The 26,511-nt window shown below is 56.5% G+C and carries 20 protein-coding genes; 12 read left to right on the top strand and 8 right to left on the bottom strand.

Annotation, left to right across the window (positions count from 1 at the left end; genetic code table 11):
* Positions 1-66: 66 nt before the first annotated feature.
* The 3 genes from F1379_RS00390 (at position 67) to F1379_RS00380 (ending at position 2,836) form a co-directional block, all read left to right on the top strand.
* Entirely contained in the window at positions 67-747 is a 681-nt protein-coding gene (locus F1379_RS00390) for a response regulator transcription factor (protein WP_150265145.1), read from the top strand.
* Positions 735-2,168: a sensor histidine kinase gene (locus tag F1379_RS00385; RefSeq protein WP_150265143.1), complete on the top strand. Its 1,434-nt coding sequence runs from the start codon at positions 735-737 to the stop codon at positions 2,166-2,168. Before F1379_RS00390 ends, F1379_RS00385 begins: the two co-directional genes overlap by 13 nt.
* 182 nt (positions 2,169-2,350) lie before the next feature.
* Positions 2,351-2,836, top strand: a complete 486-nt coding sequence (locus F1379_RS00380; RefSeq protein WP_150265141.1) for a hypothetical protein — start codon at positions 2,351-2,353, stop codon at positions 2,834-2,836.
* Between the two features lie 156 nt (positions 2,837-2,992).
* Here F1379_RS00380 and F1379_RS00375 read toward each other — a convergent pair whose 3' ends face one another.
* On the bottom strand, positions 2,993-3,940 hold the full coding sequence (locus tag F1379_RS00375) for a DUF6612 family protein (RefSeq protein WP_150265139.1): 948 nt from the start codon (positions 3,938-3,940) through the stop codon (positions 2,993-2,995).
* A 224-nt stretch (positions 3,941-4,164) separates the two neighbouring features.
* Here F1379_RS00375 and F1379_RS00370 point away from each other — a divergent pair, with 224 nt between their 5' ends.
* On the top strand, positions 4,165-5,622 hold the full coding sequence (locus F1379_RS00370; protein WP_150265137.1) for an amidase family protein: 1,458 nt from the start codon (positions 4,165-4,167) through the stop codon (positions 5,620-5,622).
* A 19-nt stretch (positions 5,623-5,641) separates the two neighbouring features.
* Here F1379_RS00370 and F1379_RS00365 read toward each other — a convergent pair whose 3' ends face one another.
* Together F1379_RS00365 and F1379_RS00360 are read right to left on the bottom strand one after the other, a co-directional pair.
* Positions 5,642-5,959 carry a YciI family protein gene (locus tag F1379_RS00365; RefSeq protein WP_203457000.1) on the bottom strand — a complete coding sequence of 106 codons (318 nt, stop codon included), beginning with the start codon at positions 5,957-5,959 and terminating at the stop codon, positions 5,642-5,644.
* Positions 5,960-5,981: 22 nt separating this feature from the next.
* Positions 5,982-6,539, bottom strand: coding sequence for an SLOG family protein (locus F1379_RS00360; RefSeq protein WP_150265135.1), 558 nt, complete (start codon positions 6,537-6,539; stop codon positions 5,982-5,984).
* Positions 6,540-6,729: 190 nt separating this feature from the next.
* On the opposite strand from F1379_RS00360, the gene F1379_RS00355 reads away from it, so the two are divergent.
* The 4 genes from F1379_RS00355 (at position 6,730) to F1379_RS00340 (ending at position 12,354) form a co-directional block, all read left to right on the top strand.
* Entirely contained in the window at positions 6,730-7,533 is an 804-nt protein-coding gene (locus F1379_RS00355) for a hypothetical protein (protein ID WP_150265133.1), read from the top strand.
* Positions 7,534-8,360: 827 nt separating this feature from the next.
* Positions 8,361-10,037 (top strand): spore germination protein, encoded by a 1,677-nt coding sequence (locus F1379_RS00350; RefSeq protein ID WP_150265131.1) that lies wholly within the window; start codon positions 8,361-8,363, stop codon positions 10,035-10,037.
* A 24-nt stretch (positions 10,038-10,061) separates the two neighbouring features.
* Positions 10,062-11,165 (top strand): GerAB/ArcD/ProY family transporter, encoded by a 1,104-nt coding sequence (locus tag F1379_RS00345; RefSeq protein WP_150265128.1) that lies wholly within the window; start codon positions 10,062-10,064, stop codon positions 11,163-11,165.
* Positions 11,158-12,354 carry a Ger(x)C family spore germination protein gene (locus F1379_RS00340; protein ID WP_150265126.1) on the top strand — a complete coding sequence of 399 codons (1,197 nt, stop codon included), beginning with the start codon at positions 11,158-11,160 and terminating at the stop codon, positions 12,352-12,354. Before F1379_RS00345 ends, F1379_RS00340 begins: the two co-directional genes overlap by 8 nt.
* A gap of 67 nt (positions 12,355-12,421) precedes the next feature.
* On the opposite strand, the gene F1379_RS00335 is transcribed toward F1379_RS00340, so the two are convergent.
* The gene (locus F1379_RS00335; RefSeq protein ID WP_150265124.1) at positions 12,422-14,452 is read right to left on the bottom strand and encodes a beta-galactosidase; all 2,031 of its coding nucleotides are present in this window, start codon (positions 14,450-14,452) and stop codon (positions 12,422-12,424) included.
* A 125-nt stretch (positions 14,453-14,577) separates the two neighbouring features.
* On the opposite strand from F1379_RS00335, the gene F1379_RS00330 reads away from it, so the two are divergent.
* Positions 14,578-15,414: an AraC family transcriptional regulator gene (locus F1379_RS00330; RefSeq protein ID WP_150265122.1), complete on the top strand. Its 837-nt coding sequence runs from the start codon at positions 14,578-14,580 to the stop codon at positions 15,412-15,414.
* A 156-nt stretch (positions 15,415-15,570) separates the two neighbouring features.
* Positions 15,571-15,759 (top strand): hypothetical protein, encoded by a 189-nt coding sequence (locus tag F1379_RS00325; RefSeq protein ID WP_150265120.1) that lies wholly within the window; start codon positions 15,571-15,573, stop codon positions 15,757-15,759.
* A gap of 300 nt (positions 15,760-16,059) precedes the next feature.
* Here the strand turns inward: F1379_RS00325 and F1379_RS00320 are convergent, their stop codons facing one another.
* From F1379_RS00320 to F1379_RS00300, 4 genes are all read right to left on the bottom strand, one after another.
* Positions 16,060-18,060 carry a beta-galactosidase gene (locus F1379_RS00320; protein WP_150265840.1) on the bottom strand — a complete coding sequence of 667 codons (2,001 nt, stop codon included), beginning with the start codon at positions 18,058-18,060 and terminating at the stop codon, positions 16,060-16,062.
* A 629-nt stretch (positions 18,061-18,689) separates the two neighbouring features.
* Positions 18,690-19,997, bottom strand: a complete 1,308-nt coding sequence (locus tag F1379_RS00310) for an ABC transporter substrate-binding protein (RefSeq protein WP_150265116.1) — start codon at positions 19,995-19,997, stop codon at positions 18,690-18,692.
* Positions 19,998-20,058: 61 nt separating this feature from the next.
* Positions 20,059-20,889, bottom strand: a complete 831-nt coding sequence (locus F1379_RS00305; RefSeq protein WP_150265114.1) for a carbohydrate ABC transporter permease — start codon at positions 20,887-20,889, stop codon at positions 20,059-20,061.
* On the bottom strand, positions 20,889-21,770 hold the full coding sequence (locus F1379_RS00300; protein WP_150265112.1) for a carbohydrate ABC transporter permease: 882 nt from the start codon (positions 21,768-21,770) through the stop codon (positions 20,889-20,891). Before F1379_RS00300 ends, F1379_RS00305 begins: the two co-directional genes overlap by 1 nt.
* Before the next feature lie 136 nt (positions 21,771-21,906).
* Here F1379_RS00300 and F1379_RS00295 point away from each other — a divergent pair, with 136 nt between their 5' ends.
* Both F1379_RS00295 and F1379_RS00290 read left to right on the top strand, forming a co-directional pair.
* Positions 21,907-23,751, top strand: a complete 1,845-nt coding sequence (locus F1379_RS00295; RefSeq protein WP_150265110.1) for a cache domain-containing sensor histidine kinase — start codon at positions 21,907-21,909, stop codon at positions 23,749-23,751.
* On the top strand, positions 23,748-25,382 hold the full coding sequence (locus F1379_RS00290; protein WP_150265108.1) for a helix-turn-helix domain-containing protein: 1,635 nt from the start codon (positions 23,748-23,750) through the stop codon (positions 25,380-25,382). The genes F1379_RS00295 and F1379_RS00290 overlap by 4 nt, the downstream gene beginning before the upstream one ends.
* Positions 25,383-26,511: the final 1,129 nt, after the last annotated feature.

The raw sequence follows: 26,511 nt of genomic DNA, 5'->3' as shown, positions 1-26,511 counted from the left end.
TGCTGCCGCATTCCTGAGGGCCTCACGGCCGCCGGACTTATCTAAGGGGAGGCTTACTATAAAGTTGTGAAGACCATTCTGATCGTAGAAGATGAAGAAGCCATTGCCCGGGTGCTGGGCGCATATTTGCGAAAAGCCGGCTTCGCCGTCACCCGCGCCGCCGACGGTCCGGGAGCGCTGGAGAGCTTCGATGCCTCGCCGCCCTCGCTGGTGCTGCTCGATGTGATGCTGCCGGGGCTGGACGGCTTTGAGCTGCTGGAGACGATCCGCAGCAAAAGCAGCTGCCCCGTCATTATGCTAACCGCACGGGACGGTATCAAGGACCGGCTGGCTGGTCTGAACGGGGGCGCCGATGATTACATCGCCAAGCCGTTTGTACCCGAGGAGGTGCTGGCCCGCGTCAATGCCGTGCTGCGCCGTCCTTCCCAGTGGACGGACGGCGGCCGCAGGCGCCATTTCGGCAGCCTGTTCGTAGACTGGGAGGCGCACAGTGTCTTTCTCAATGGCGCAGAGGTCAGCCTTAGCCCGCGCGATCTGTCGGTGCTGCTGTTCCTCGCCGAGCGCCCGAACCAGATCTGTACACGCGAGCAGCTGCTGGAATATGTATGGGAAATGGACTATGAGGGCAGCGACCGGGCGGTCGATTTGTCCATCAAGCGGCTGCGCCAGGCCTTGTCGCACTGGCCGGCCACGGAAGGGGAAATCCGCACCTTGCGGGGAACGGGGTATCAGCTATGGGTAAACTAACAAAAGCAACTAAGAAAAGAACCTCCATTCTCTCCTACTGGACGATCCGCTATCTGCTTATTATCAGCAGCGGGCTGCTGCTGATTGCCTTGGTCACCTTCTGGTGGATTCAGCGGGAGGCGATGAACAACCGCATGCAGACCACTGCCCTGCTGGCGCAGGAGATTGCCGACCGCAGCATCGGTGCGGACGGTACGATGAAGATCAGTCCGGGCCTTGCGAACCTGGTCGAGGACCGCAAACGATTCTTCAAGGTATCCATGGAGATGTGTGTCATTATTACCGGCCAGAACGGAGAGCTGCTGTTCTCGGAGCCGCAGCTGACCGAGGAAGAGATGCGGCACAAGCTGAACGACAGCCTGACCGATGCGCGCAGCCCGCAGTTCAAGGCGGCAGTGGCCAGGGTTACGGGAGACAGCGGTGACACGCTGGGCCAGGTCGCCGTGCTGCAGTCGAAGCGTTCATTGCAGCATATCCCGCAGGAGGAGATCATTTTCTTCTCCACGCTGCTGGTGTTCCTGATTATTCTGAGCTGGCTGACCATCTATCTGCTGTCCATCAAGCTGGCCCGTCCCGTCCAGGAAGTTGCCGCCGCAGCGGCGCAGATCAGCGACGGGGAGTATGACATCAAGCTTAAGCCCGATGCCCAGGAGCGCGAAATCTATGAGCTGCAGCTCTCCTTCCGCGAAATGGCCTTCAAGCTGCGCCAGTTCGAGCAGTCCCGCGCGGTGATGCTCGCCGGCGTGTCGCATGAGCTGAAGACGCCGGTCACTTCGATTAAAGGACTCGTGCACGCCGTCCGCGAGGGTGTGGTCGAAGAAGAAGAGGCGACGGAGTTCCTCGACATCGCCCTGCTGGAAGCAGAACGGCTGCAGCGCATGGTCGCCGATCTGCTCGATTACAACGCGCTGACCGCCGGTATTGTGGCGATCCGCCATGACCGGCTGGAGGCTGCGCCGCTGCTCACAGAAGTTGTCTACCAGTGGAAGCTGACCCAGAAGGGCGACATCGCCGAGCCGGAGCTGCTCTTCCCGGCGAAGCCGCTGCTGCTGCGGGGCGATCCTCTGCGTATCCAGCAGATTATTGTCAATCTGCTGGGCAACAGCCTGCAGGCGAAGGCGCCGGGCCATCCGCTGCAGCTGTCGCTCCGGCTCCGTGATACCGGTGACGGCAGTGCCGAGATCTCCGTCACCGATAACGGCATGGGCATTGATCCGGCCAGCCGGGAGCAGATCTTCGAAGCCTTCTTCCGCGGCAGCGACAAGCAGACCGCGCTGCGCGGGCTTGGGCTCGGGCTGACATTCAGCCGCCTGCTGGCCGAGGCGATGGGCGGCAGCCTGGAGCTTGGCGGCAGCCCGGAGGCCGGCGACAGCGCGGGGCCGGGCTGCACCTTTATTTTGAAGCTGCCTCTGGCTGTCTGAGGCGCGGGAATTGGCCACGATACGGGCTGGAGGAAGGAAGCCTCTGAGCGCGGTAGAACTTCCTGCTGCTGCCCCCGTAGGAGTCTAGGCTGTGTCAGCGTTCTGAGCCGCAGATGGTGCCATGCTTCCACTACGTGGTATAATGGGTGCTTGAACGAACAACCGTGAACCGGAGGCGCGATATGCTGACTTTTGAACAGAAACTGGCTGTACTGGATTCCTACCCTGAGCTGGAGCGGAAGAATGTTTCACTGGGCCGGGTGAATTATCACTTTGAAGAGAGCCGCCACGACAAAAAGACCGTCGCCTACCATCTGCATCCGAACGGCAACGGCTTTGTATTTGCAGGGCTGCTGGATGGCTATCCCGTCGACGACAAGGGGCTTGTGAATATCCGCGACTTCCCGGAAGCCGAGCTGCGCACGCTGCTGGACGCGACCATCGCTGCACTGGCTGCCTACGAGCCTGCCGCCCCCGCACCAAGCCGGAAGAAACGCAAAGCGCAGGCTACCCTCTGGACCGATGCGGAAGGAAATCGTCTGGAGCTGAAACGCGAAGAGGACATGTGGTATCTCTACGCCGGTTTGAATCTGGATATGGCCTTTGAAACGCTGCAGGAAGCGGAGGAGTACCTGGCCGAGGAAGGCTTTGTCCACGCCGAGGATTAGAGTGCAGTCTATATGACAAATAGCGAAGGCCTGACGGGTCCGCATCATTGCGGCCGGTCAGGCCTTTTCTTGCCAATAAAGGGGTCCCCGCAAAGCACCTGATTCAGTATCTATGCGAAGGCTCCACTCCTGGGGCATATTTGGCGATCAGAACAGTTACTGTGTTGTGGTCTGCGGCAGCTCGACTTCCTGAGCGTTCAGCGCTTCATCCGGTACCTTAATCTCTTGGATCTCATTATGACGGTCAAGCACGCCAGTCATGGTCATGTCGATGCTGATGTTTTGTCCGTCTGCCGCCGCCTCCATCACTATGTTGACATCAGTCCGGGTCGGAAAGAAGGTCTCCTTGTCGACACCGTACACAATATTCATGCTCTTGATATCCATTTGGTCCATCATGGCCGACATCTGATTGTCTGTGCCGCCAGCCTGATTCATGTAGCTTCGAGCCAGCTCCTTCACATCCGCTCCGGAGACATCGGCGGTAAGGAGATATTCATTTCCTTCCTCCGTTACCTTGGTATAATCCGTGATGGCCTTGAATTGTTCGAGCTGCTTCTCCGGGCTGGCCGACTGCTCCAGCGAAGCCGTCATTTGCTGGATCATCGAGTCCGGCATCTTGAACCATTGTCCCTCGGATTTAGTGTATACACCGCTCTCCGTAACGTATTGCTCGATATCTTGAGCCCCCTGCCCCATCATGTCGATCTTGGCGACCTGATGCATCTGCAGCGGCTGCTTCGTATATTCGGATTGCGCCGTCATCTCAATTCCCTGCATCTGCGAGTCATCACCAGTGCTTGCGGTTATATCCTGATTCATCTGCATGTCCATGGCAAAGCTCTGCAGCTGCTGACTCGCTTCGGCTGCTTTTGTAATGAGCTCATCTACCGAAATCGGTCCTTCCTGGGACTGTCCGGCTGCAGCTGAATTGTTCGCCCCCGCTGTAGCAGCGGCTGTATTCTCCGTGCCTGATGTTGCAGCCGCCGTACTTTCCGCCGTAGCTGCCGCGCTTTCATTGGCCGCCTCATTGTTCCCGCAAGCCGTCAAAGCCATTGCAAGTGTCATCCCCAGTGCTACTGTTAACCCTCTCTTCTTCAACATAAATTCCTCCCGATTCGTGATGTTCACATTTCTTAAATTGCCCGTAAAGAAATGTATGTGGAACTATTAACCAGCCAAGGGAGACTTTTAATCACAATTCTGCTGTTATCGGACGTACCTAATCATGTTTCAAAAAATGTACGCTATCCATAACCGCCCGTTTATGTTTAGATGAAAGCGTGTCCAGTAATCCCCAAACCTACAGGGAAAGAAGCGTGAAGCTCATGGGCTTTGAACTTACGGAAGCCACCATTGCACAAATCCAGGCGGCGATGGAATCCGGCGAATTGACGGCCAGGCAGTTAATCCTCATGTACTATGAACGCATTGCCGAGCATGACAAAAACGGCCTGACGATTAACTCCGTGCTGGAGCTCAATCCCGATGCGCTGTTCATTGCGGAGGCGCTGGATGCGGAGCGTGCGCTGCTGGGCCCCCGCGGTCCCCTGCACGGCATTCCGGTGCTGCTCAAGGACAATATCAACACAGGGGACAAAATGCACACCAGCGCCGGCTCGCTCGCCCTGGCCGACTCCTATGCCCTGGACGATGCCTTCCTGGTCGCCAGGCTGCGCGAAGCGGGCGCGGTCATTATGGGCAAGGCCAACATGACGGAATTCGCCAACTTCATGACCACCGGCATGCCTTCCGGCTACAGCTCACGCGGCGGCCAGGTGCTCAATCCCTACAATATCTCCACGCCCACCGGCGGTTCCAGCGCAGGCTCGGCGGTCGCGGTGGCCTGCAATTTCTGCACCGTGTCCGTAGGCACGGAGACCTCCGGATCAATTCTCAATCCCGGCAATCTCGGCGGGATCGTCGGATTCAAGCCGACGGTGGGTCTTATCAGCCGCTCCGGCATTCTCCCGCTGTCGAACACCCAGGATACCGCCGGCCCGATGGCCCGGACGGTGCAGGATGCTGTGCTGCTGATGAACGTCATGGCAGGCGAAGACAGCGAAGATGCCGCCACCCGTTCAGGCACCGGGAAGCGGCATCAGGATTATACGGAATTTCTGGATGCAGGCGGCTTGCAGGGCGCACGCATCGGCATTCCGCGGGATTATTATTTCGAGGAGCTGACGGACGAGCAGCTTGCGCTGTTCAACCATACGCTGGAGATTATGCGCCGTCTGGGGGCAACGATCATCGACCCGGCCGATATCAGGACGGCGCGGGAGATCAAATATTCTTCCGTCGTGCTCAATGAATTCAAGACCTCGCTCGGCGCTTATCTGGCGGGTCTCGGCCCCGGCGCAAAGATGCGCAGCCTGAGGGATATCATCGATTTTAACCATGCCCATCCGACAGAGACGCTGCGCTACGGGCAAACGACGTTGATCGACGCCCAGTTCACCACCTCCGGAACGCTGACAGAGCCGCAATATTTGCGCGATCGGCTCACCGACCTGCGGCTCTGCAAGGAGGAGGGCATCGACGCCACGATGCAGGAGCATGGACTGGATGCCCTGCTGTTCCCGGCCGATTTCGGCGCCCGTATTACGTCCCGGGCAGGCTACCCTTCGATCGTCGTTCCAGCCGGCTATACCTCACAGGGCGTACCCTTCGGCATCGCTTTTGCCGCCAGAGCCTATGAAGAGCCGGTGCTGATCCGCCTGGCTTACGCCTTCGAGCAGCACCATAAGGTCCGCCGCCCGCCTTCGCTGCGCAGCTTCCTCTGAGTCCCGGGCCGTCCCTGTGTTATTCCGCAGCTATGCCCATGTGCCGGTTGCCTGCATGCGACAGGCCCCAGGTGCGCAGCTCATAGCTGCGGATGCCCGTGACGACGTAAGGATCACGCCGGGCGATCTCCTCCGCTTCCGCACGGGACTCCGCCCGCACAATCACCATTCCGCCGGGAGCATCGGCGAACGGTCCGCACAGCACCAGTTGTCCGCTGCGTTCCAGCTCCTGCAGGTGGGCAACATGGGCCCGGATGATGTCCATATCCCTGCGGTCGTGTTCTGTCGGGCTCAGCAGGATCACATAACAAATATCCTCTTCAAATGCAGTACTCACTCAAGTTCTCCTCCTATTGTCCTCAAGTATAGTCATAACGGTTCTCTTCATCGGCGATATTCTGGATCTCCTCCGCATGAATCTGATAGAATCCGTAATCGCTCTCCGCGTGCAGCTTCAGCGCCCGCTCCCTGATATATTTCGGACTGCCCTCTGCGGCCTCCTCGTCATAGAACAGCAGGATGCCGTCGCTCTTGCGGAAGAGCAGCTCGTCCCGTGCCCGGAACTGCCAGGGTCCGTCGTACGGCATATTGCTGACCGCCCCGAAGTAGTCCGCGCCGGCGATGATCCGCCGGTACTCGTTCTGCTTCTCCTCCTTCCACTTGTCCTCTTGCCCGGTATGGGCGGTAATGATGCCCAGCTTCAGACCCGGGTACTCCCGTTTCAGCTCCTGCACCACCTCGCAAGCCCATAAATCCACGCCGTATTGGCCGGGCGTAATCACCCATTCCAGCCCGTCCTCCACCAGCGGGATAAGCCTCGCTGCCAGCGCCTTCCGGATATAGGGAATAGCCTGATGCTTGCTGTCGAATATCCCGAGCTCATGGGCGCGGTAGCCTGTTACCAGTAAGGTTTTCATGCGCCTGCCTCTTTTCTGTTGAGAATCCTGTGTTGTTTCACTCTATCAGCATTATATAACATCCTGCTCCGTGACTGCGATTTCTTACCTGCACCACCGATTTCTTTCAGGTTGCTTTCAGGAGCGCTTGGTATATTTCCTGTATCTGGCTGTGACAAGCCATTAGAATCCAGAGGAGGATAGCGCACCAATGAAGAAATATATGCCTGTAATGATGGCGGGGAGCCTTATCGCTGCGCTGATGCTGGCGGGCTGCAGTTCAAACAGTGGTACAGCGTCTTCGCAGGGCACCGCCCAAGCCGGCCAGACCGGGAACGGAGCAGCCCAGCAAGGCGGTTCCGGAGCACAGGGGCAGAATGGAATGAACCGGCAAGCCATGAATATCGGCAAAATCAAAAGCATAAGCGGCACCACCATCACAGTGTATACCGCCGAGATGCCGCAGCGGGGGCAGAACGGCGGCGAAGGCCAGGCGCCGGGCAACGGTGAAGGCGGCCAACCGCCGGGAGACGGCCAAGGAGCGCCGCCGGAGGGCGCCCAGCCGGGAGATGGCCAGGGCACGGCGCCGGAGGGCGCGCCGCCGGCCGACGGTCAGGGCACGCCGCCGGAGGGCGGCCAATCGGCCGGCACCGGGGGCGGGCGCGGCCAAGGCGGCATGCGCGGCGGCATGATGCAGAGCTTCTCGGAGGAGACCACCGACATTACCGTTCCCGATGGGACGAAGGTGCTGTCCGTCACCTTCGAGAATGGTGAACGCAAGGAGACGGAGATCAGCCTCTCCGATCTCAAAGCGGATGATATCATCCAGTACACGCTGAAAGAAGGCACCACCGAAGCGGAGAGCATTACGCTCAGCACCGGTGGCTTCGGCGGCGGGCAAGGCTTTGGCGGCGGTGCGCCGGGGACTGGGCAAGGCAGCGGTAACGGAGCGCCAGGGGGAGGCCAAGGCAGCGATAACGGAGCCGGGGAGTCGGCAGATAGCGGCAGTATATAATCGATCAAATCACATTAAGGGATATCGTTTCGTTTACCGGAATCACGAAGACGTCTGCCACCTTTCTCGGGGCAGACGTTTTTTCAAACCTATTGCCTGTTACAGCAATTTCAGACCGCATCTCTAATTGCAACTTGACGCGATGGAAGACGTGACTAAATTCAAGCATTGTGCCACATTGCACGTAGACATTGTAGATTTTCAAGGTCGCCAGGTGCTGCTTGATCCGCTTGAAAAACAGCTCGTTCTGCCAGCTATAGCAATGGATTTAACCATTTGCTCGTAGCCGGGCAGCAATCAACACTGTATCAGCCGGCCATTCCTAATTGTGGTCGAAAAACCGACCACATTGGGCTGCCGCGAAGGCAAACAAGCCCATTGTAGGCGAAAAACTGACCATAATGGACTTCCGCTAGGGTAAACGCGCCCATCGTAGGCGAAAAACTGACCATAATGAACTTCCGTTAGGGTAAACGCGCCCATCGTAGGCGAAAAACCGACCACAATCCATCGAAGAGCAGGTTGGTACCTTAATGTTCTCGTGTTTCTGCTTCTGTATCAGCTTCCCTACGGAAAGCTATCCCCGTCAGACGCTGCTGCTCCCCCAGTTCCAAACTCCACTTCTCACTTTCCCTTCATGTTGCGCCCTGCCACAGCCGTCTTGCCAGTCAAAAGGTATTGTCTATCCGGATTTAACAATAAACGCTCCGTTGAGTTTGCAGGGCTGCTTGTTGATAAATTTGTCATTTTCGGCAAAAGATAAGCACACCGTGGAAAATTGAGATTGCACTTGCCGGTAACTTTTGCCCGGGGGAGGTACTGTCCATATGTTGTCATCCATTATTGCTTATATTCCGGACTGGCTCGTCTTCTTTCAGGCAGGCATCGCCTTCTTGCTCCCGGTCGGAGCCAATATGCTCTATAACAAATTGAACGCCTGGGGCAATACCGGACGCTTCCCGGCAGCTGCCGCCGGCCGCAATGCAGCACGTAAAGGCAAGACGGCGCTTCCTGTATCCCAGTCACCTTCCCCGTCGGCTTCCGGCACACCCTTCAGCGGCAATTATGAAGCGGACCTGCAGGCCATCCGAAGCGCCATCGGCGGCAACAGCGATGTTCATTTCAGAGAGTTCCCGCTGACGAAGCTGCACACGAAGGGAACGCTGATCTATGTAGATGGGATGCAGAATGACCGGCTGCTGAATATGCGCATCATGGAGTATCTGATGTATGAGGCCACTTCGGAGTTACTGACTTCGCCTCTAAACGCCCTGCCGGCGATGCCATTCAGCGATTTAACCGAGGCCGCAGATTTGCCCGGCTTCAACAAATCGGTCCTGTTCGGGCATACTGGCCTGCTGATTGACGGATTGCCGGGACGGCTGCTGATCCAATATCCCGATGGCGGAAACCGTGCCGTTGCCGAGCCTGTCTCCGAGGCGCTGCTGCGCGGGCCGCGCCTCGGCTTCACGGAGGTGCTGAGCGAGAACACCTCCATGCTCCGGCGGCAGGGCTTCACTGACCAGCTCGAATTGCGGAGCATCCGGCTCGGCAATACGATGCAGAAAGATGTGGTGATCGCCTACATCAAGGACATCGTGAATCCCGATCTTCTGCGCGAAGTGGAAAAGCGTGTCTCCACCATCGATTCCGATTTTCTGACCGAGTCGGGGTATATAGAGCAGTTAATTGAGGACAACTGGCTGAGCCCGTTCCAGCAGCTCCAGAATACGGAGAGGCCTGACCGGGTAATGAGCGCATTGCTGGAAGGCCGGGTCGCCATTTTGCTGGACGGAACGCCCTTTGCATTGATTGCTCCGGTTACCTTCAGCATGCTGCTGCAATCTCCGGAGGACTATTATGAACGCTGGCTGCCGGGCTCGCTGCTGCGGATGCTGCGCTTCGCCGCTGCATTCCTGGCCCTGATGGCCCCGGCGCTGTACATCTCGTTCATCTCCTTTCATCCCGGACTGATACCGACCGAGTTGGCCATTTCGATCATCGAGGCAAGGCAGGGCGTTCCTTTTCCCTCCATCATTGAAGTACTGATCCTGGAGGTATCCATCGAGATTCTGCGCGAAGCCGGCATCCGGCTGCCCAAGCCCGTCGGACCGGCCATGGGCATCGTCGGCGGGCTGATTATCGGCGACGCCGCCGTTAACGCAGGCATCGTCAGCCCGTTTCTGGTCATCGTAGTCGCTGTCACGGCGATTTCCTCCTTCTCCATTCCAATGTACAGCGCCGGGATTACCCTCCGGCTCCTGCGTTTTGCCGGAATGCTGTTCGCTGCTGTTCTCGGGATGTTCGGGACCATCCTGTTCTTCCTGCTGCTGTGCAGCCATTTGACCAAGCTCAAGAGCTTCGGCGTGCCTTATCTGACGCCCGTTTCACCTTTTAGGCTACGCGATTGGAAGGATCTCTTCTTCCGGGCGCCTCTCTCGCTGATGAAGCGGAGACCGGCCATGCTGAAGACGCAGAACGACCGGCGGAAGTCAAAAGTCTGATATTTTGCAGAAGGAGGCCCGAATTTGTTTACTAGAACCGACGATAAAATCACGGCGTCGCAGGCTGCCGTCTTCCTGAACAACAGCGTACTGGGTGCAGGCATATTGACGCTGCCCCGGGGGGTCAGCGAAGCGGTAAAAACTCCGGATTCCTGGATCTCCATCCTGCTAAGCGGGGTCATCGTGATGCTGGTCATTCTGCTGATGGTGAAGCTCAGCCAGCAGTTCCCCGGAGAGACGGTCTTCCAGTACGCCGGACGAATCTCCGGCAAGTTCATCGGAGGCCTGCTCTGCCTGCTGCTCGCTATTTACTTCGTTGTCCTCGCTGGCTTTGAAATCCGCTCGTTAGCCGAGGTCACCTTGTTCTTCCTGCTGGAAGGCACGCCGATCTGGGCTGTCATCGTGCCGTTCATCTGGGCAGGCACTTATCTGGTCTGCGGCGGCATCAATTCGATCGCCCGCGTCTTCCAGATCATTCTTCCCATCAGCATTGTAGTACTGCTTATCTCCTATGGCGTCAGCCTGCGGCTGTTCAACATTGATAATCTCCGCCCGGTGTTAAGTGAAGGCATTGTTCCTGTATTAAGAGGGCTCAAGCCGACAGTACTCGTCTATACGGGCTGCGAAGTAACCATGACTCTTGTTGCTTTCATGCAGCACCCCCGCCAGGCCGCCAAAGCCATGCTCGCCGGAATCGGGCTACCGCTATGCCTCTATCTACTGACGGTTGTGGTGGTCATCGGGGGACTTTCCATCAATTCCGCCATTACCAGCACCTGGCCGACCATCGACCTGATCCGCAGCTTTGAGATTACAGGATTTTTCGTTGAACGGCTGGAGTTCCCGCTGATGGTGATCTGGCTGATGCAGATGTTCTGCAATTTTTGCAGCTTCTTTTTTCAGGCTTCGCTTGGGTTCTCGCAAATTCTCCATCTGAAGCTGAAACCGGTCATCTTTGTTCTGGTGCCGCTGATTTTCATTGCCTCTATGGTCCCGAAGAGCGTGGGGGATGTCTTCGCCCTGGGCGATGCCATTGGAAACATGGGGATCGCCCTGTTCATCCTGATTCCGTTGCTTCATTCCGGCATATGGCTGCTGCGCAAAAAAGGAGTGAAGCCAAGTGGTTAGGCGATCCGCTATAGTAGCCCTCGGTCTGCTGTTGGCTCTCATGATGTCCGGCTGCTGGAGCAGCAAGGAAATTGAGGATCTGGCGCTCTATACCGGCCTGGCACTGGATGTCGGGGAGCCTGCCCCGGTGGAGAAAGAATTCGAGGAGAAAGGAGGAACCTATTCCAAACAAAATAAGGTGGTGGCCACGGTTCAAGTCGTCCCTATCAAATCGGCCAGCGGCTCCATGGGTCAAAAGGGCGGCGGCGGTGGCCAGCAGAAGCCTTTCAGCAATGTATCAGGGGCCGGTGATTCCATTCTGGAAATCTTCCGGCAATTCTCCATCCGCCGCGACCGCCCGATCATTGGACATCATCTCAAGGTCATCATTATCTCCGCCGAGCTGCTGAAGCGCCAGACCATCTCGCAGCTGATGGATTTTGTGATGCGCGACAACGATATCCGTCCAAGTACCATGGTGTATATCAGCAGAGGTACCGCCAGAGATACCCTGACCTCCAACCAGCCGAATGAAATCCCTTCATTTCATATCATGGGAATGATCCGCAACCAGAGCAGAACGAGCAAGGTGCTGAGCCCGGTTTCGCTGTCAAAGCTGGATGCGCTCACCTATTCCAAAAGAAGCTTTGTGCTGCAGAATCTCATTAAAGGAGACGGCGAGATTGAATTTTCGGGGGCGGGTATCGTCAAAGGAGACACCGGACACTGGATCGGGTTTCTCAATCAGGAAGATACGGAATGCTTGGCCTGGCTGAACAATCAGGGCAAAGCGGGGGCGATCAAAGCCTATGACAGCAGCGGCGAACCGATGACCTATGAGATCAAGGCAATGGAGAGTAAAATTAAAGCCAAGGCGGACGGCGACAACATTACCTTCTCAGTGAAGCTTTCTACTGAAGGCCGGTTTATTGAAACGTGGAACGACGGGGATAACTCCACTTCAGAGGAGTTTGCGGAGAAGGCGGGACAGATCTTTAAGGCGAAGCTGGCGAATATGATGCAGGCCTTGATCGATAAGCTACAGACCGAATATCAGTGCGATGCCGCCGGGTTCGGGGAAAAACTGGCCATTCAGCAGCCCGCTGTCTGGAAGAAAGTGAAAGACCACTGGGATGAGACCTTCAGTAAAGCAAAGATCGAGATTACGTATGATCTGAAAATTACTGATTTTGGCTCCATTACGGAATGAGTCCTGTGTTCAAAAAAAGCGGGCTTCGTATACACGAATACCCGCCTTCTTATTGTTTATGGCCCGGCTAGTTCTTACCGGACAGAATCATTACGCCGCGTCCCGGAATTGTAACGGAACCGCTATGTGTCTCACCCGTCAGCAGATCGGTCCGCTCGTCCGCGCCGATCTCGGCGGTAAGCTCGCCTTCGTGATGGTTGAGCAGGAACAGGAAGGACATGCCGTCCTTCACGCGCTGTACGGATTCGATGCCATGCGGTGCGCGCACCAGCGGCTTGATGCCGTTCTCTTCGCTCAGGTTGGCCAGGAAGCCCTGCAGGAAGGCCTGCTCCGGACTGCTCGCTACGTAATACGCTTTGCCTTCGCCGAAGCTGTTCACTGTCAGCACCGGCATGCCTTTATAGAAGTCGGAGCCGTATTGGGCCAGCACCTCGGCGCCTTCGGAGTGAATCAGGTCGCAGAGCAGATTGCATTTGTAAGCTCCGCCCAGCTCGCCCCACTGCTTGTTCATGACGATCTCGTTGCTCATCTCCGGCAGCAGCGCATCGATCTCCTCGGCCCAGATGCCCAGCACCTTGCGCAGCTCTCCCGGATAACCGCCTACGGTCACCAGATCGTTCTCATTGACAATACCGCTGAAGAATGTCGTGACAAACGTACCGCCCGCCTGTACAAAAGCCTCCACCTTCTCGGCAAAGCCCGGCTTGATCATATACAGCACCGGTGCGATGACGATTTTGTATTTAGTCAGGTCTTCTTCGACGCCGATGAGATCGGCTTCGATATTCTGCTGGTACAGCGCATCGTAATACTTGTGCACTTCCTTCATATAATCCAGCGCGACCGTCGGTCCGCTCGACAGCTCCAGCGCCCAGCGGTTGTCCCAATCGTAGAGGACGCCGATTTCGGCGGCGCTGCGCGCATCCAGCAGCGTGTCGCCAAGCTGCTCCAGCTCGCGGCCCAGCTCCGCGCATTCACGGAAGACACGGGTATGCTCATGGCCGACATGTTCAATCACTGCGCCGTGGTACTTCTCGCAGGCCCCGATGGAACGGCGGAGCTGGAAGAAGAGTACCGTGTCCGCGCCGCGGGCAACGGCCTGGTAGCTCCACAGCCGCATGACGCCCGGCCGCTTCACGGAGTTGTACGGCATCCAGTTCTGCTGGCTCGGCGTCTGCTCCATCAGCATGAACGGCTGGCCGTGCTTCAGCCCGCGCATCAGGTCATGTGTCATTGCCGTAAAGCTGACCGGCGTGTCCAGAGCAGGATAGTTGTCCCAGGAGATCACATCCATGTGCTTGGCCCATTTGAAGTAATCCAGCCCCGGATAGAAGCCCATCAGATTCGTAGTAATTGGAATGTTCGTGCTGTGCTCCTTGATCGCAGCATACTCAATCAGGTAGCATTCCAGCAGGCTGTCGGACATGAAGCGGCGGTAATCGAGCGAGATACCCTGGAAATTGGTGCGGTTGCCGTCCCACTCCTCGCTCAGCTCATTCGGCAGCACAATCTCATCCCAGTCGTAGAAGGTATGGCTCCAGAACCGGGTATTCCAGGCTTTGTTGAGTGCGTCCAGCGAGCCGTAACGCTCCTTCAGCCATACGCGGAACGCCGCTGCGGATTCTTCCGAATAATCATGTCCGCCGTATTCATTGGAGATATGCCAGCAGAGCAGCGCCGGATGATCCTTGTAGCGCTCGGCCAGCTTGCCCGCCAGCTTGGCGGCGAAATCGCGGTAAACCGGGCTGTTCGGGTTGGAGTTGTGGCGGCCGCCGAATTTGCGTTTGCGTCCCTTCTCATCCACGCGCGTCACTTCCGGATAGCGGCGGGCCATCCAGGCCGGATGGGCGCCGGTGCTGGTCGCAAGAATGACATAGGTCCCATTTTTATATAAACGGTCAATTAGCGCATCCAAGTGGGAGAAGTCATAGACCTCTTCCGAAGGCTGAATCAGCGCCCAGTTAAATACATTAATTGTTGCGACATCGATACCCGCCAGCTTGAACATCCGCTCGTCCTCGGCCCATACCGGGGCTTCCCACTGCTCGGGATTGTAATCTCCGCCGTACCAGATCTTCGGCAATTGTTCGTTGATCACCTGTTGCACATCCTTTATTGTTGTATAATTATATTCTTATTGTATACACAACCATTTTCCCTTTATATATAAAATAATGTCCATAATCATATAAGAATATGGAACTCCAGGAGGAATAAATTATTATGCTCGCTCCGGATCACCGCCGCATTATTTTTGCCCGGGAGGGCGGCCAGCCCCTGCCGCTGACCCTGGAAAGCATGGGCTATAACCCCGACCAGGAAACCGTATCCCGCCCGGACGGTTATCATATTTACCATTGGCTGCAGACGGCTGACGGCGAAGGCCTGCTGGAGCTCGGCAATGCCGTGCTGGCCCTTCCCGAAGGCACAGGAGTGCTGCTGCTTCCCGGCACGCCGCATCGCTATAAGGCCGTCTCCGCGCGCAAATGGGGCACCTACTATCTCACCTTCGGCGGCGGCGCGGCGGAGAGCATCGCGGAGACGCTCGGCATGCAGTCCAGCGGCCTGTATCGCTGGGAGCAGGAAGCTCCCTTATCGCGGATGATCCGGGAAATGCTCGATAGCCATGACGCCGCCGGAGATATCTTCAGCCTCACCGCCTCCACGAGCGCTTACCGCTTTCTGCTGACCTTAAGCACGTTCGGACAGACGCGGAACAGCGCCAGCCTTTCCCGCAATGCCGACAAGCTGCAGCCGCTCTTAAAATGGATGGACAGCCATTTCGAATATCCCGATATCGGCCTGCACGATCTGTCTGACCAGCTCGGCGTATCCGGCCGCTATCTCGGCAGCCTGTTCATGCAGACCTTCGGCCTGTCTCCTTACGCCTATCTTGTCCGCCTGCGCATCCGCAAGAGCAAGGAGCTCCTGATCAGCCGCCGCGACTTGACGGTCAAGGCCATCTCCGGCCTCGTCGGCTTCCGGGACGTCAGCCACTTCGTGGCCACCTTCCGCAAGCTGTCGAACATCACGCCGGAGCAGTTCCGGCGGCTGCACTAGGCGCTGCACGCCGCCGTCCGGCAGCTGCGCTTGGCGCTTGCCCGCGCGGCAGGTGCAGCTGGCCGCCGTCCGGGGGCTGCGCAAGGCGCCTGCTCCCGCGGCGGGTGCAGTCTGCGCCTCCATCGGCGGCTCGCTAAGGCGCTGCTCGCGCGGCGGGTGCAGCTGGCCGCGTCCGGCGGCCACGCTAGGCGCTGCTCGCGCAGCGGGCGGGGCGCATCACGCCGCAGTCTGGCAGCTGCGCTTGGCGCTGCCAGTGCGGCGGATGCAGCACGCCGCAGTCTGGCGGGTGTGCTTGGCGCTGCCCGCGCGGCGGATGCAGCACGGCGCCGTCCGGCGGCGCTGTGATTTTTGCGCTAATTGTATTTTGTACACTTATTTCCGCAAAAAATCCGAAAAGAACCGCGATAGTTGCACTTCGTACAACTATAATTGGCGATCCTCTTCATTTCCGACGCATCCCGGCTTTTTAGTTGTAAAAAGTGCAACTATACCGAGAAAACCAGCGGTTTCCACGGAAATAGTTGCACCAAATACACTTATGGCTATCTCATCTTCGCCCGCAGTAGTCCGTACCGGCACGCTTCCGGCCGCATGGGTTCCCGGCGATACTGTACCCGCCGGGATAAGCTTCCGGTCCGTGCTCCCCTACACCTTCAGGATCTCCACGCCGTACGCCTCCAGCGCGACCTCCCCGGAGCGCAGCGCGCCATCGTAGAGTGCGCTGCGGTAGCTGCCTGGCAGCGGAACGGTCTGCGGCGTGCGGCTCAGGTTCAGCAGGAACAGGAAGCTGCCGGCTTCGCCGCTGCGCACCGTCGCCTGCACGCCCTCCGGCAGGCCGGCGATGTGGGACACGCCGTATTTGTCGGCGAGCCCGGCCAGCAGCTGCGCCCAGTAGCTCTCCTCGGCCTGGGTGCCGAGGTAATAGACCTCGCCGCGGCCACAGCGGTTCACGGTCACCGCCGGAATACCGGCGTAGAAATCGTCGCCGTACCAGGCCAGCGGCTCAGCCGTGACCGGCGTCAGCAGGTCGCACCACTGCGTGCAGGCGAAGCTTGTCCCCTGCGCATCTACAATGGTGTGCGCTTCGCTGCCAATCGGGTCGTACTCTTCCACCCGCACCCCGGTGCAGCGGCTCAGCAGTCCCGGTAGCGGCTGCATGACGCAGACGTTGTTCATGTCCTTCACGCCGCTGCGGGTGGTCAGCACCAGCGCGCCTCCTGCTTCCGCATACGCTTCGAGCTGCGCGGCGGCCGCGTCGTCCAGCACATACAGGCTCGGCGCGATAACGATACTGTATCCATCCAGCGGTTCGCGCTGGCGGATGACATCGCAGCCGATGCCCAGCTTCGTCAGCGCGCGGTGGATCAGCTTGATGTTCTCGTAGTAGTCGAAGCCCTCCGACTGCTTCTGCAGATCCAGCGCAGCCTTCTGCTCGAAGGAATGCAGAATGGCCACCTTATGGCGCAGCTTGGTTCCCGCAAGCTGCTCTCCCAGCGCGTTCACCTCGGCGCACAGCCGGCTGAACTCGGCAAACCGCCGGCCCGGCACATTGCTGTGGTCGATCAGGCCGTGCCAGTACTGCTCCGCCCCGATGGCCGCGCTGCGCCAGCGGAAATGCACCACCGTATCCGCGCCGCGGGCAATCGCCTGCCAGGCATAGGCCCGCAGGAGCCCGGGGTACGGTGTGCGCCACATCGGCATCCAGCAGCCCGGCGGCCCGCTCAGCTGTTCCATGATCCAGAACCCCCGGCGCTTGATGCCGCGCGTCAGGTCCAGCGACAACGCCCCGCTGTAAGGCGTTGTCGCCTGCTTCGCCGGGGAGGTGTTCGGATAGTAGTCGAACGCCGCCACGTCCAGATCCGCCCCGACCGCGTACAGGTCGAGCCGCTGCGGATAGCTGTGAAAGTTATGCGTGATGAAATGCTCCGGGCAGTGCTCCCGCAAAATCGCAACCTGCGTCCGCTGGTAATCCGTCACGCTGTCCCACTGGAACCGCTGGACATCGAGCAGATACGACGGGTTCTGGAACGGCGAGCCGCCCAGCGGCAGGGTCAGCTCTTCCCATGAGCTGTACTCTCCGCTCCAGACCACCGTTCCCCAAGCTGCGTTCACCGCTTCAAGCGAGCCGTACTTCTCCTTCACCCAGCGGCGGAAGGCAGCGGTGCAGGAGCCGCAGCAGCAGTCGATGACGCTGAACTCGTTGTCGGTCTGCCAGCCGATGACCGCAGGATGTCCGCTGTAGTGCCGGGCCAGCCGGTCAATGATGCGGCTGCCGTACTCCCGCAAGGACGCGCTGTTATAGCAGCGGTGTCCGCGCACGCCCGGATGGAAGGTCTGCCCGTCTGCAAAGACCGGCAGCACATCCGGGCAGGCCGTGGTCAGCCAGCGCGGAGGCGTGGCGGTCGGCGTCCCGATGACCACCTGGATGCCGTAGCGGTGGAACAAGTCCACCGCACGGTCCAGCCAGGCGAAATTGAACTCTCCGTCACGCGGCTCCAGCCGGCTCCAGGCGAATTCGCCAACACGCACAACCTTGACACCCGTCTCCTGCATCAGCCGGACATCCGGTTCCCACATCGCTTCCTCCCAGTGCTCAGGATAGTAATCCACACCCATCTGCACCTTGTCATAACTCTTCATATTCATTCCCACAACCCTTCCCCTCCCAAGCTCAAGTCCTATTCACACACTATTAACTTCCTTCTTGCCATAAAAAATCGCCCTAACCCCCAGACTACACCGCCGCTGCCATTTTTGCCTGTCCAATCTCTCTGCTTACTGCTTTCTGCTTACTTCTTACTTTTCTATGCTCATTACTTACTATTCCTCTCCTTGTTCTTTACTCTCTTTCATCTCCACTCACCGGTCTTTTCACAACTCACTACTCACTACTAGCTATTCAATAATTACTACTCATTACTTACGGCTTTCTTAAACAGCGCCGCACGTTGACGATCACCGTAAATCTGGATATCGTCGTGTTCTGTCTTGCAACCGCTGTAACCCTCTATTTACTACTCACTACTCACTACTCACTACTCACTACTCACTACTCACTACTCACTACTCACTACGCCCAGTATACCTCAGACCACCGCTCCACAACTAAAAGCGCCCTCCGGCTCACCTCTAATCAAGAGATGAACCAAAAGGCGCTCCGCAAATCCACTTTTTCCAAACTACAGCTTACTATATTATCTCTCTATACTATCTCTATATTGCCATGCTCCGCATGACCGTTTAGTTCAAGCCTCTTGTTATTCTTAACAATCCGCTTATTTCTTCAGCTTGTCCCAAGCGGCTTGCATTGCTGTTTCCCAGCCGGCTTCGTCCACTTTGTCCGCGATCAGCTGCTGAATTACGCTGGCGAATTCCTGGGTTACGCCATCAGGGAACTTGGAGGACTGCAGTCCGTATACTTTGCCTTCCTGTACATAGTTCCACACGTCGGAACCCAGATCGCCGATATCCTCAGGGTTAGCTTCGATGGTCGACAGGGCAGGGATGAACTTCCACTTCTTCGTGATGTATTCTTTACCCATGTCGGAGGTTACGAGCCAGTTCAGGAATGTCTTGGCTTCTTCTTTGGAAGCAGAGTCTTTGTTGACTACCAGGTTAGCCGGGATACCCACGGTCATTTTGTCGTTCTTCTCGGCATCTTCGTTGATCGGCATCGGGAACATACCGATGTTCATGTCCGGAGTGATGTTGTCAACCAGAGTCTGTGCCCAGTTGCCTTCCTGCATCATCGCCACTTCACCGTTGGCAAACATGGCCAGGTGAGTGTTGGCGTCAGTGGTCAGCGGGTTCTTTTGGCCATAGTCCACAGTCAGCTTCAGCAGGTTGCTCCAGTCTTTGAAGACCGGGTTGCCCACGATGGAAGCTGTTCCGCCATTCAATCCGGCGATGAATTCATCTACATTATCCTGTTGTGCAAAAGCCACGCTGATGCCCTGGTTGCCCAGCAGCCACCATTCCTGATACGCGTTACCGAAAGGAATAACGTCGATAGCCTGCAGCTTCTTCGCAGCTTCTTCCAGTTCAGACAGGGTCTTCGGAGTTTCCGTAATGCCCGCTTTTTCGAACAGGTCTTTGTTGTAAACGTAGCCGATACCTTCAAGGTTCATTGGCATACCGTAGGTTTTGCCGTCCTTGGTCATCGGTTCAGCAGCCAAAGGAATCAGGTCCTTCACCCAAGGCTGATCGGAGAGGTCTTCCAGTTTGTCGCCCCACAGGTCCATTTCGGCATAACCGCCGTTGGAGAAGATATCAGGAGCATCGCCGGAAGCGAATTTCGTCTTCAGGGCTGCCGCGTAGTCGGCACCGCCGCCGACAGTCTGGATGTCGAGCTTGATGTTTGGATATTCTTTTTCAAATTCAACCTTCAGTTCATTGAGGCCTTCCACGATTTCGGTCTTGAACTGGAAAATCTTAACCGTCTTCGTTTCGCCGCCGGTGTTGCCAGCGCTTCCATTTTGTGCGTTGTTTGAAGCATTATTGGTATTGTTGCCGCCGCATGCCGCGAGCACGACCGACATCAGCATAACGCTGGATAGCATAACTGCAGAGCGTTTCTTCATCATTTGTGTTTCCCCCTTAATTGGTTTGCTTGTCTTACTTATATGGTGGAACGGGGGCCCGGTGTTAACCTTTCACCGAGCCGGCCGCAATACCCTCAACAATGTAACGTTGCATGAACAAGTAGAAAATAACGATTGGAGCAACCCCGAGCGTCAGCGCCGGGAGCGCCATATCCCATTGCTTCGTATATTGGCCGAAGAACGAGAAGGTTGCCAGCGGAATGGTCCGCAGCTCCGGTGCCTGCAGAATCAGCGACGGAAGCAGGTAGTCATTCCAGATGCCCAGTGCGTTCAGGACGATAATCGTCATGAGCATTGGCTTCAAGAGCGGAAGCACAATCCGGAAGAATACAGTCAGCGGATTACAGCCGTCAACGGTTGCCGCTTCCTCAATCTCCAGCGGCACCGATTTGATGAACCCGTGGAACAGGAAGATCGCCATCGGAATGCTCAGACCCAGCTGGGCCATGATCAGCCCGGCAATAGAGTTGTTAACTCCCAGGAAGTTAACCACTTGCAGAATCGGAATCATGATCGTCTGGAACGGCACAACCATGGCCGCTACGAACAACAGCAGCAGGATACGGTTGAACTTCGAATCCGCACGGACCATGCGGTATGCCGCCATTGCCGCGAACAGGGCAATCAGGATGACACAAATCACTGTAATAACAAACGAGTTCCGGAAAGCTTCCGAGAAACGGGCCAGCTTCCAGGCCTGCGTGTAGTTGGACCAGACGAATTCAGTCGGCCAGGCCGCCGCATTGCTGAGAATTTCGCCAAACGATTTCACCGAGTTGACGAGCAGGAAATAGAATGGCGACAGGAACAGCAGGGCAAGGAGAATCATAATGATTTCTAGGCCGAAATTCCATCTTTTGCCTTCTTCCTTCATTACGCTTCGACCTCCTTGCTCTTGGTAACCCGAACTTGAATCACGGTGATTACGGCGACGATGACGAAGAACAGCAGCGCCTTGGCCGTACCGAGACCATACCGGTTATTCAGGAACGCTTCATTATAGATGTTCATCGCTACAGACTCGGTCGATTTGAACGGTCCGCCTTTCGTCAGGGAAAGGTTCAGGTCGAACATCTTGAAGGACCAGGAGATGGCGAGGAACAAGCCTACGGTAACCGCCGGCATAATCAGCGGAACAATAATGCTGCGGAGCACCTGCCCGCGGGAGGCACCGTCGATTTCCGCCGCTTCCAGCACTTCTTTGGAAACGTTATTCAGTGAAGCAATGTAGATAACCATCAGGTAACCGGAGGACTGCCAGACAAAGACCATGACGATTGCCCAGAAGCCGGTTGTCGCATCGCCGAGCCACGGAAGATTAAAGAAGGACCAGCCCGTGAGATCGCCCATTGTGGCGAAGCCTTTAATGAAGATAAACTGCCATATAAAACCAAGCAACAAGCCCCCGATAACGTTAGGCATAAAGAAGATGGTGCGGAGCATATTGCGTGTTTTTAATGCTTTGGTTAAAAAATAGGCCAGGAAAAAGCCTACCACGTTGGTCAGTACAACCCCGAGCACAGTGAAACGCACTGTAAACCAGAAGGATGACCAGAAATCCGGATCATTGGTGAAAATACTTTTAAAATTCTCAATGCCTACCCAGGATACGTTACCGGATACGCCGTTCCAGTCGGTGAAGGAATAGTACATCCCCATCACAAACGGAATAATCATGACCACAGTGAAAAACAATACTGCCGGGCCAACGAAAAAAAGCTGCTGACCGAATTGGGATGCCTTCGAGCCGCGCATTTTACCCGTCCCCCCCTTTCTTTTACTCACTTACTTGTTTATCATCTAAGGATATTATCACTTTTTTTGCGGACCGCTTACACCTACGCAAGTGATCGATAAGGTGTAAAATATTGATCGGATGTGACAAAATACGATGAAATGGAACAATATTCGCACCAAGCTGATCCTTTTTTTACTCCTCCCGACCCTGATTTGTATTATGGCTACGATGATAATCAACTATTCTTATACGACGGCATCTCTTCGTACGCGGGCGGTCGATGAGAACAAAAACTTGCTGTTTCAGGGCGCGAAAAATATCGGCAGCCTGATCGAGGAGATCGACCGCCTGTCCTTGATCGTTTATTCCGATTCCGATTTGTACCGTCTGCTTGAAGTCGGGACCGACGATTCATCGGCCAATGCCCGCATTTATTCGTCGCTCAACTATATTTCCTCCTCGAACCCCGATATCTCCCGGGTGTATCTGTATAGCGTCAAAGACAGCAAGGCCACCCTGCTGGCCCGCGACTCTACGCCCAAGCGCTGGCAGGGTATTCCGGCCTACCCTGATTCCAAGGTAACGGCGGAGCATCCGGTGTCTATTCAGACCACCCATCTCAGCCACAGCTACGGGCTTAACTTTCTGATTCCGCAGCTGCCGGAGGAGCCGGTATTCACCCTGCACCGCCGGATCGAGCAGGTTCCTTCTACAAATGAGCTGGGCTATCTGTCGATCGATGTCAAACTAAAGGCGCTCACGGATATTATTGATGAGATGTACGAACAGAATCAGGAAAATGTCTACCTTGTGGATGACAGCGGGGCGCTCGTCTACGGCCATAATGCGGACGAGCTCGGCCAGCCGCTGAATGCGGCCTGGTACGACAAGCAGATCGGTGGTGAAGGCAGCCAGCAGCAGGGTTATTTTGAAGAAAACAGCTCGGTGTTCATTTATCAGAAGCTCGAAGTGCCCGGCCAGACCTGGACGCTGGTAAAGCAGATTCCCGGCTCATACCTGTTCCGTGAGGCAAAGGAGGCGGCGACCATCAATATCCTGCTGCTGGCGCTGCTCATGATCATGATTACCGCCCTGACCATTATTATTTCCTTCCGCTTCACGGCGCCGATCAAGCAGCTTACCCGCTACATGAATCAGGTGCAGACCGGAAATCTGGAGGTCAAAATCGGCCCGGCTGGCAATGATGAAATCGGTGTACTTACCGAGCATTTCCGGCGAATGATGGACACGATCAATAATCTCATTTTGCGTGAGTACCGGCTGGAACTCTCCAATAAAACCAACGAGCTGCGGGCGCTGCAAGCCCAGATCAACCCGCATTTTCTGAACAATACGCTGCAGATTATCGGTACGCTGGCGCTGGAGCTGAAGGTCTCGCAAATCTATGCCCTGCTCTCTGCCCTGGCCAAAATGATGCGCTACAGCATGCACAACGATGAGAAGATCGTAACGATCCAGCAAGAACTGGATCATGTGAAGGCCTATATCGAGCTGCAGAAGGAACGTTTTGAAAATAAGTTCGCTTTCCGCTACGATATGGAAGAGCCGCTGCGGGCGGCGCTGATGCCCAAGATGATTCTGCAGCCGATTGTCGAGAATTATTTCAAGCACGGCTTTAATCTCGCCCGCAGCGATGGCTGGATTGAGATTACGGCCGCCCGGCTGGAGTCGGGACGGATGGAGATCCTGATCCGCAACAACGGGCAGTCCATTCCGTCAGAAAGGCTGAAAGCGCTGCGGGTGGAGCTGGAGCAGGCCGGGCCGCTGGATATTGACGCGCTGAAGGACCCTGCTCCGGCCCCCGAGGACGCAATCAGGCTCGCCGCTCCCGGCGCCGGCATCGGCTTGTCCAATGTGCTTACCCGGCTGCGGCTGGTGTGCGGGGACGATGCCCTGCTGCAGGTCGATAATATAGACACGGGCGGCGTAGCCGTCCGGCTGGAATTTGAAATATTGATGGAGAGTGAACGGATATGAAGGCGCTGATCGTGGATGATGAAGCAAGAGTAAGAAAGGCGGTGCGGCTGCTCGTCGACTGGGAGACGCATCAGATTGAAGAGATTCTGGAGGCGGGCAGCGGCAACGAGGCGATTGAAATCATCCGCCAGGCCAAGCCTGCACTGGTCATTATGGATATGATGATGGATTCCGGCAACGGCATTGAGCTGATGACCTGGGTCGATGAATTCGCCGGGAATACGAAGTTCATTGTGGTGAGCGGCCATAATGATTTTGACTTTGTCCGCCATGCAGTCCGCCATGGCGGCATCGACTATATTCTGAAGCCGATTGAGCAAGAGGCCATCAATCTGGCCGTGTCCAAGGCGGTGGACGCCTGGCGGGCGGAAGAGGAAGAGCGCCGCCTGCACCAGAAGCAGAACATCCGGCTGAATGAGATCACACCGATCTACGGCGAGAAGCTGCTCTCGGCCCTGATCCATGACCCCGTTGTGGCTGAAGCCTCCCTGCGCCGGCTTGTCGGCGAGGGTGTCATCCCGGCGCCCGCCCGGTCCTCGCGGCTGATCCTGATTCAGACGGACAGCGGGAACAACCAGCTCCTGAAGCGGTTTGGCGGCGACAGCGAGCTGCTGTATTATGCCATCGTCAATATCTGCAACGAGTTTCTGCAGCCGCAGAACAAGGGCATTGCCTTCCGGTATTGGGGCGGCACTCCGGAAATCGCCATTCTGCTGTGGGAGATGCAGGAATCCGTGACCGAGCTGATCGCACGCATCAATCAGGGCCTGTTCCAGACGCTGCAGCTGCGCATGCATTTTGGCGTCAGCACGGTTGGCAGCCTGCCTTCCGGGCTGCACAGGCAGCGCCAGGAAGCGGCTGAAGCGCTTCTGCGGAGAAATCTGCTCTGCCATGAGGAGTACACCCATTTCCCCGCTGTAGCCGCAGAGGCTGCGATTCATGGGCAGGGCACTCCGGCCATCTTCGCCAATGTGCAGGAGCAATGGAAGGTCGCGGTCATCAGCGGCAGCCGGGAGGCGCTCACCGCCGCCGCCGAGCACTGGACCCATGAGCTGGAAAGCGGCGGGGTCATCACCCCCGAGATGCTCGGGAGCTGGAAGACCGACATCCTGACCTTCCGCTCCCGGCTGGTGCGGGAGATCCTCGGCGCCCAGGCGGACAGCGCACTCTCCGAGCTGGAGCAGGGCGACCTGGAGCATCCCGCCCCGTATCCTGGCGGGTACTCCTTCTCCCTGTTCGCCTGGCGCGACTGGTCGCTGGGTCTGCTGCAGCGTCTATCCCAGGTGCTGGCTGAGCGCAGCGTGAAGGAACGCAATCCGATGAACGAGATCGTGAAATATATCGAGCAGAACTACCAGTCCGAGCTCTCCCTGCAGGAGGTCGCCGGCAAGTTCTTCGTCAGCCGCGAATATGTCTCGCGCAAATTCAAGCAGGAGCTGGGCATCAACTTCTCCGACTACATCGTCCAGGTACGGATCGAGAAGGCCAAGCTGCTGCTGCAGAATCCCAACCTGAAGCTGGCCCAAATCGCCGAAATGGTCGGCGTCCACGACGTCAAGTACTTCAGCAAGGTGTTCAAGAAGCAGACCGGGGTCACGCCGAAGGAGTACCGGGGGCGGGTGGGGCTTTAGGGGCCTGGGCAGGGCGGCTAGGCGCTGGGCCTGGGCTCGGACGGCCGGCTGGGTGCCGGGCTCGGATGGCACGGCTGCGCGACGGGCTCGGGCGTAGTATGCAAAACGCCTGGCTGGATATCAGCCGGGCGTTTTGCAAGTAATCTATATAAGTTGAACTTATGATTAGCCTGAATAAGGCCGGAAAGTGAATTAAAGTTATGGACTTCCGTACGCTGCCCATTCCCGTTCTCCAGATGAATACCGCTAGAACGAAAAGCAACCCCTATTCAACAAGGATAAATGTATTTCGTACAACTATTTGTTAGGTATGCACCCATTTTTGAAGGATAGATGTATTTTGTACAACTAAAATCAGCATATTGGGATCAAACTGCCCTAAAGCAAGAAGATAGATGTACGAAATGCAACTATAGCCGGGAAACGGCCTATTTAGATGGATATAGTTGTACAAACTGCAATTAACAGCTTTGCAGCGGGTAGTGAGGTCATGAAGAGCAATAGCTGCTGTCGCCTTTAGTCATGGGTGCTCTTGGCCTTCCTCATGATTTGACCTGTGTGGAGGATAATCACGATCTACATTTCAGCAGCTTAAAACGATGACAGTCCGTGCTTCGCCTATCAGCTTTACTGCGGAAAGCCATCAGGCGGAGGCCGGAACCGCAACAAGCGGTATAAATCAAGAAATCTACGGGCGGGAAGCGACCGGAAGTCCAAATGTCTCCTTGCGTCACGGCTAATCCCAACATAAAAATCTTTAGTTCAATCTATATAATTTGTCCAAATGAGCACTGACATTCCACTGTTCATAGAAGTTACGACAGCGCGGGCAGCAATTTATCATAGCCAGTTAGTTTAAGACGCGGTTGGCATAATTAAAATACTCTCAGCGGGTTTCATTAACTACAATTAGTCAGTTACGATCAGTCTGCTGCAATTAGTCTATTACAATTAGTCGGTTACGATCATCATTTGTATCAGCTAGTTACGGCCATTCGGTTACGATCAGCCTGTTGTGATTAGTCAGATACGACCAGCCAGTTAAGAGCGGTCAGATACGACCAGCCAGATTAATCAGCCAGTTGCGAGCAGTGAGTTACCATCAGCCATTAGCCGCTTCCTTGCCTAT

Origin of the sequence: Paenibacillus tepidiphilus, assembly GCF_008635795.1 — a bacterium.
In the GTDB taxonomy this organism is placed as follows: Bacteria; Bacillota; Bacilli; order Paenibacillales; family Paenibacillaceae; genus Paenibacillus_AQ; species Paenibacillus_AQ tepidiphilus.
Note: the sequence above shows the minus strand (reverse complement) of the source record. Positions and strands in the feature narration are given on the sequence as shown.

Coding starts and splice junctions, on each gene's coding strand:
- F1379_RS00385 (WP_150265143.1), top strand. CDS start 735: ATGGGTAAACTAACAAAAGCAACTAAGAAAAGAACCTCCATTCTCTCC.
- F1379_RS00380 (WP_150265141.1), top strand. CDS start 2,351: ATGCTGACTTTTGAACAGAAACTGGCTGTACTGGATTCCTACCCTGAG.
- F1379_RS00375 (WP_150265139.1), bottom strand. CDS start 3,940: ATGTTGAAGAAGAGAGGGTTAACAGTAGCACTGGGGATGACACTTGCA.
- F1379_RS00370 (WP_150265137.1), top strand. CDS start 4,165: ATGGGCTTTGAACTTACGGAAGCCACCATTGCACAAATCCAGGCGGCG.
- F1379_RS00360 (WP_150265135.1), bottom strand. CDS start 6,539: ATGAAAACCTTACTGGTAACAGGCTACCGCGCCCATGAGCTCGGGATA.
- F1379_RS00355 (WP_150265133.1), top strand. CDS start 6,730: ATGAAGAAATATATGCCTGTAATGATGGCGGGGAGCCTTATCGCTGCG.
- F1379_RS00350 (WP_150265131.1), top strand. CDS start 8,361: ATGTTGTCATCCATTATTGCTTATATTCCGGACTGGCTCGTCTTCTTT.
- F1379_RS00330 (WP_150265122.1), top strand. CDS start 14,578: ATGCTCGCTCCGGATCACCGCCGCATTATTTTTGCCCGGGAGGGCGGC.
- F1379_RS00320 (WP_150265840.1), bottom strand. CDS start 18,060: ATGAATATGAAGAGTTATGACAAGGTGCAGATGGGTGTGGATTACTAT.
- F1379_RS00310 (WP_150265116.1), bottom strand. CDS start 19,997: ATGATGAAGAAACGCTCTGCAGTTATGCTATCCAGCGTTATGCTGATG.
- F1379_RS00305 (WP_150265114.1), bottom strand. CDS start 20,889: ATGAAGGAAGAAGGCAAAAGATGGAATTTCGGCCTAGAAATCATTATG.
- F1379_RS00300 (WP_150265112.1), bottom strand. CDS start 21,770: ATGCGCGGCTCGAAGGCATCCCAATTCGGTCAGCAGCTTTTTTTCGTT.
- F1379_RS00295 (WP_150265110.1), top strand. CDS start 21,907: ATGAAATGGAACAATATTCGCACCAAGCTGATCCTTTTTTTACTCCTC.
- F1379_RS00290 (WP_150265108.1), top strand. CDS start 23,748: ATGAAGGCGCTGATCGTGGATGATGAAGCAAGAGTAAGAAAGGCGGTG.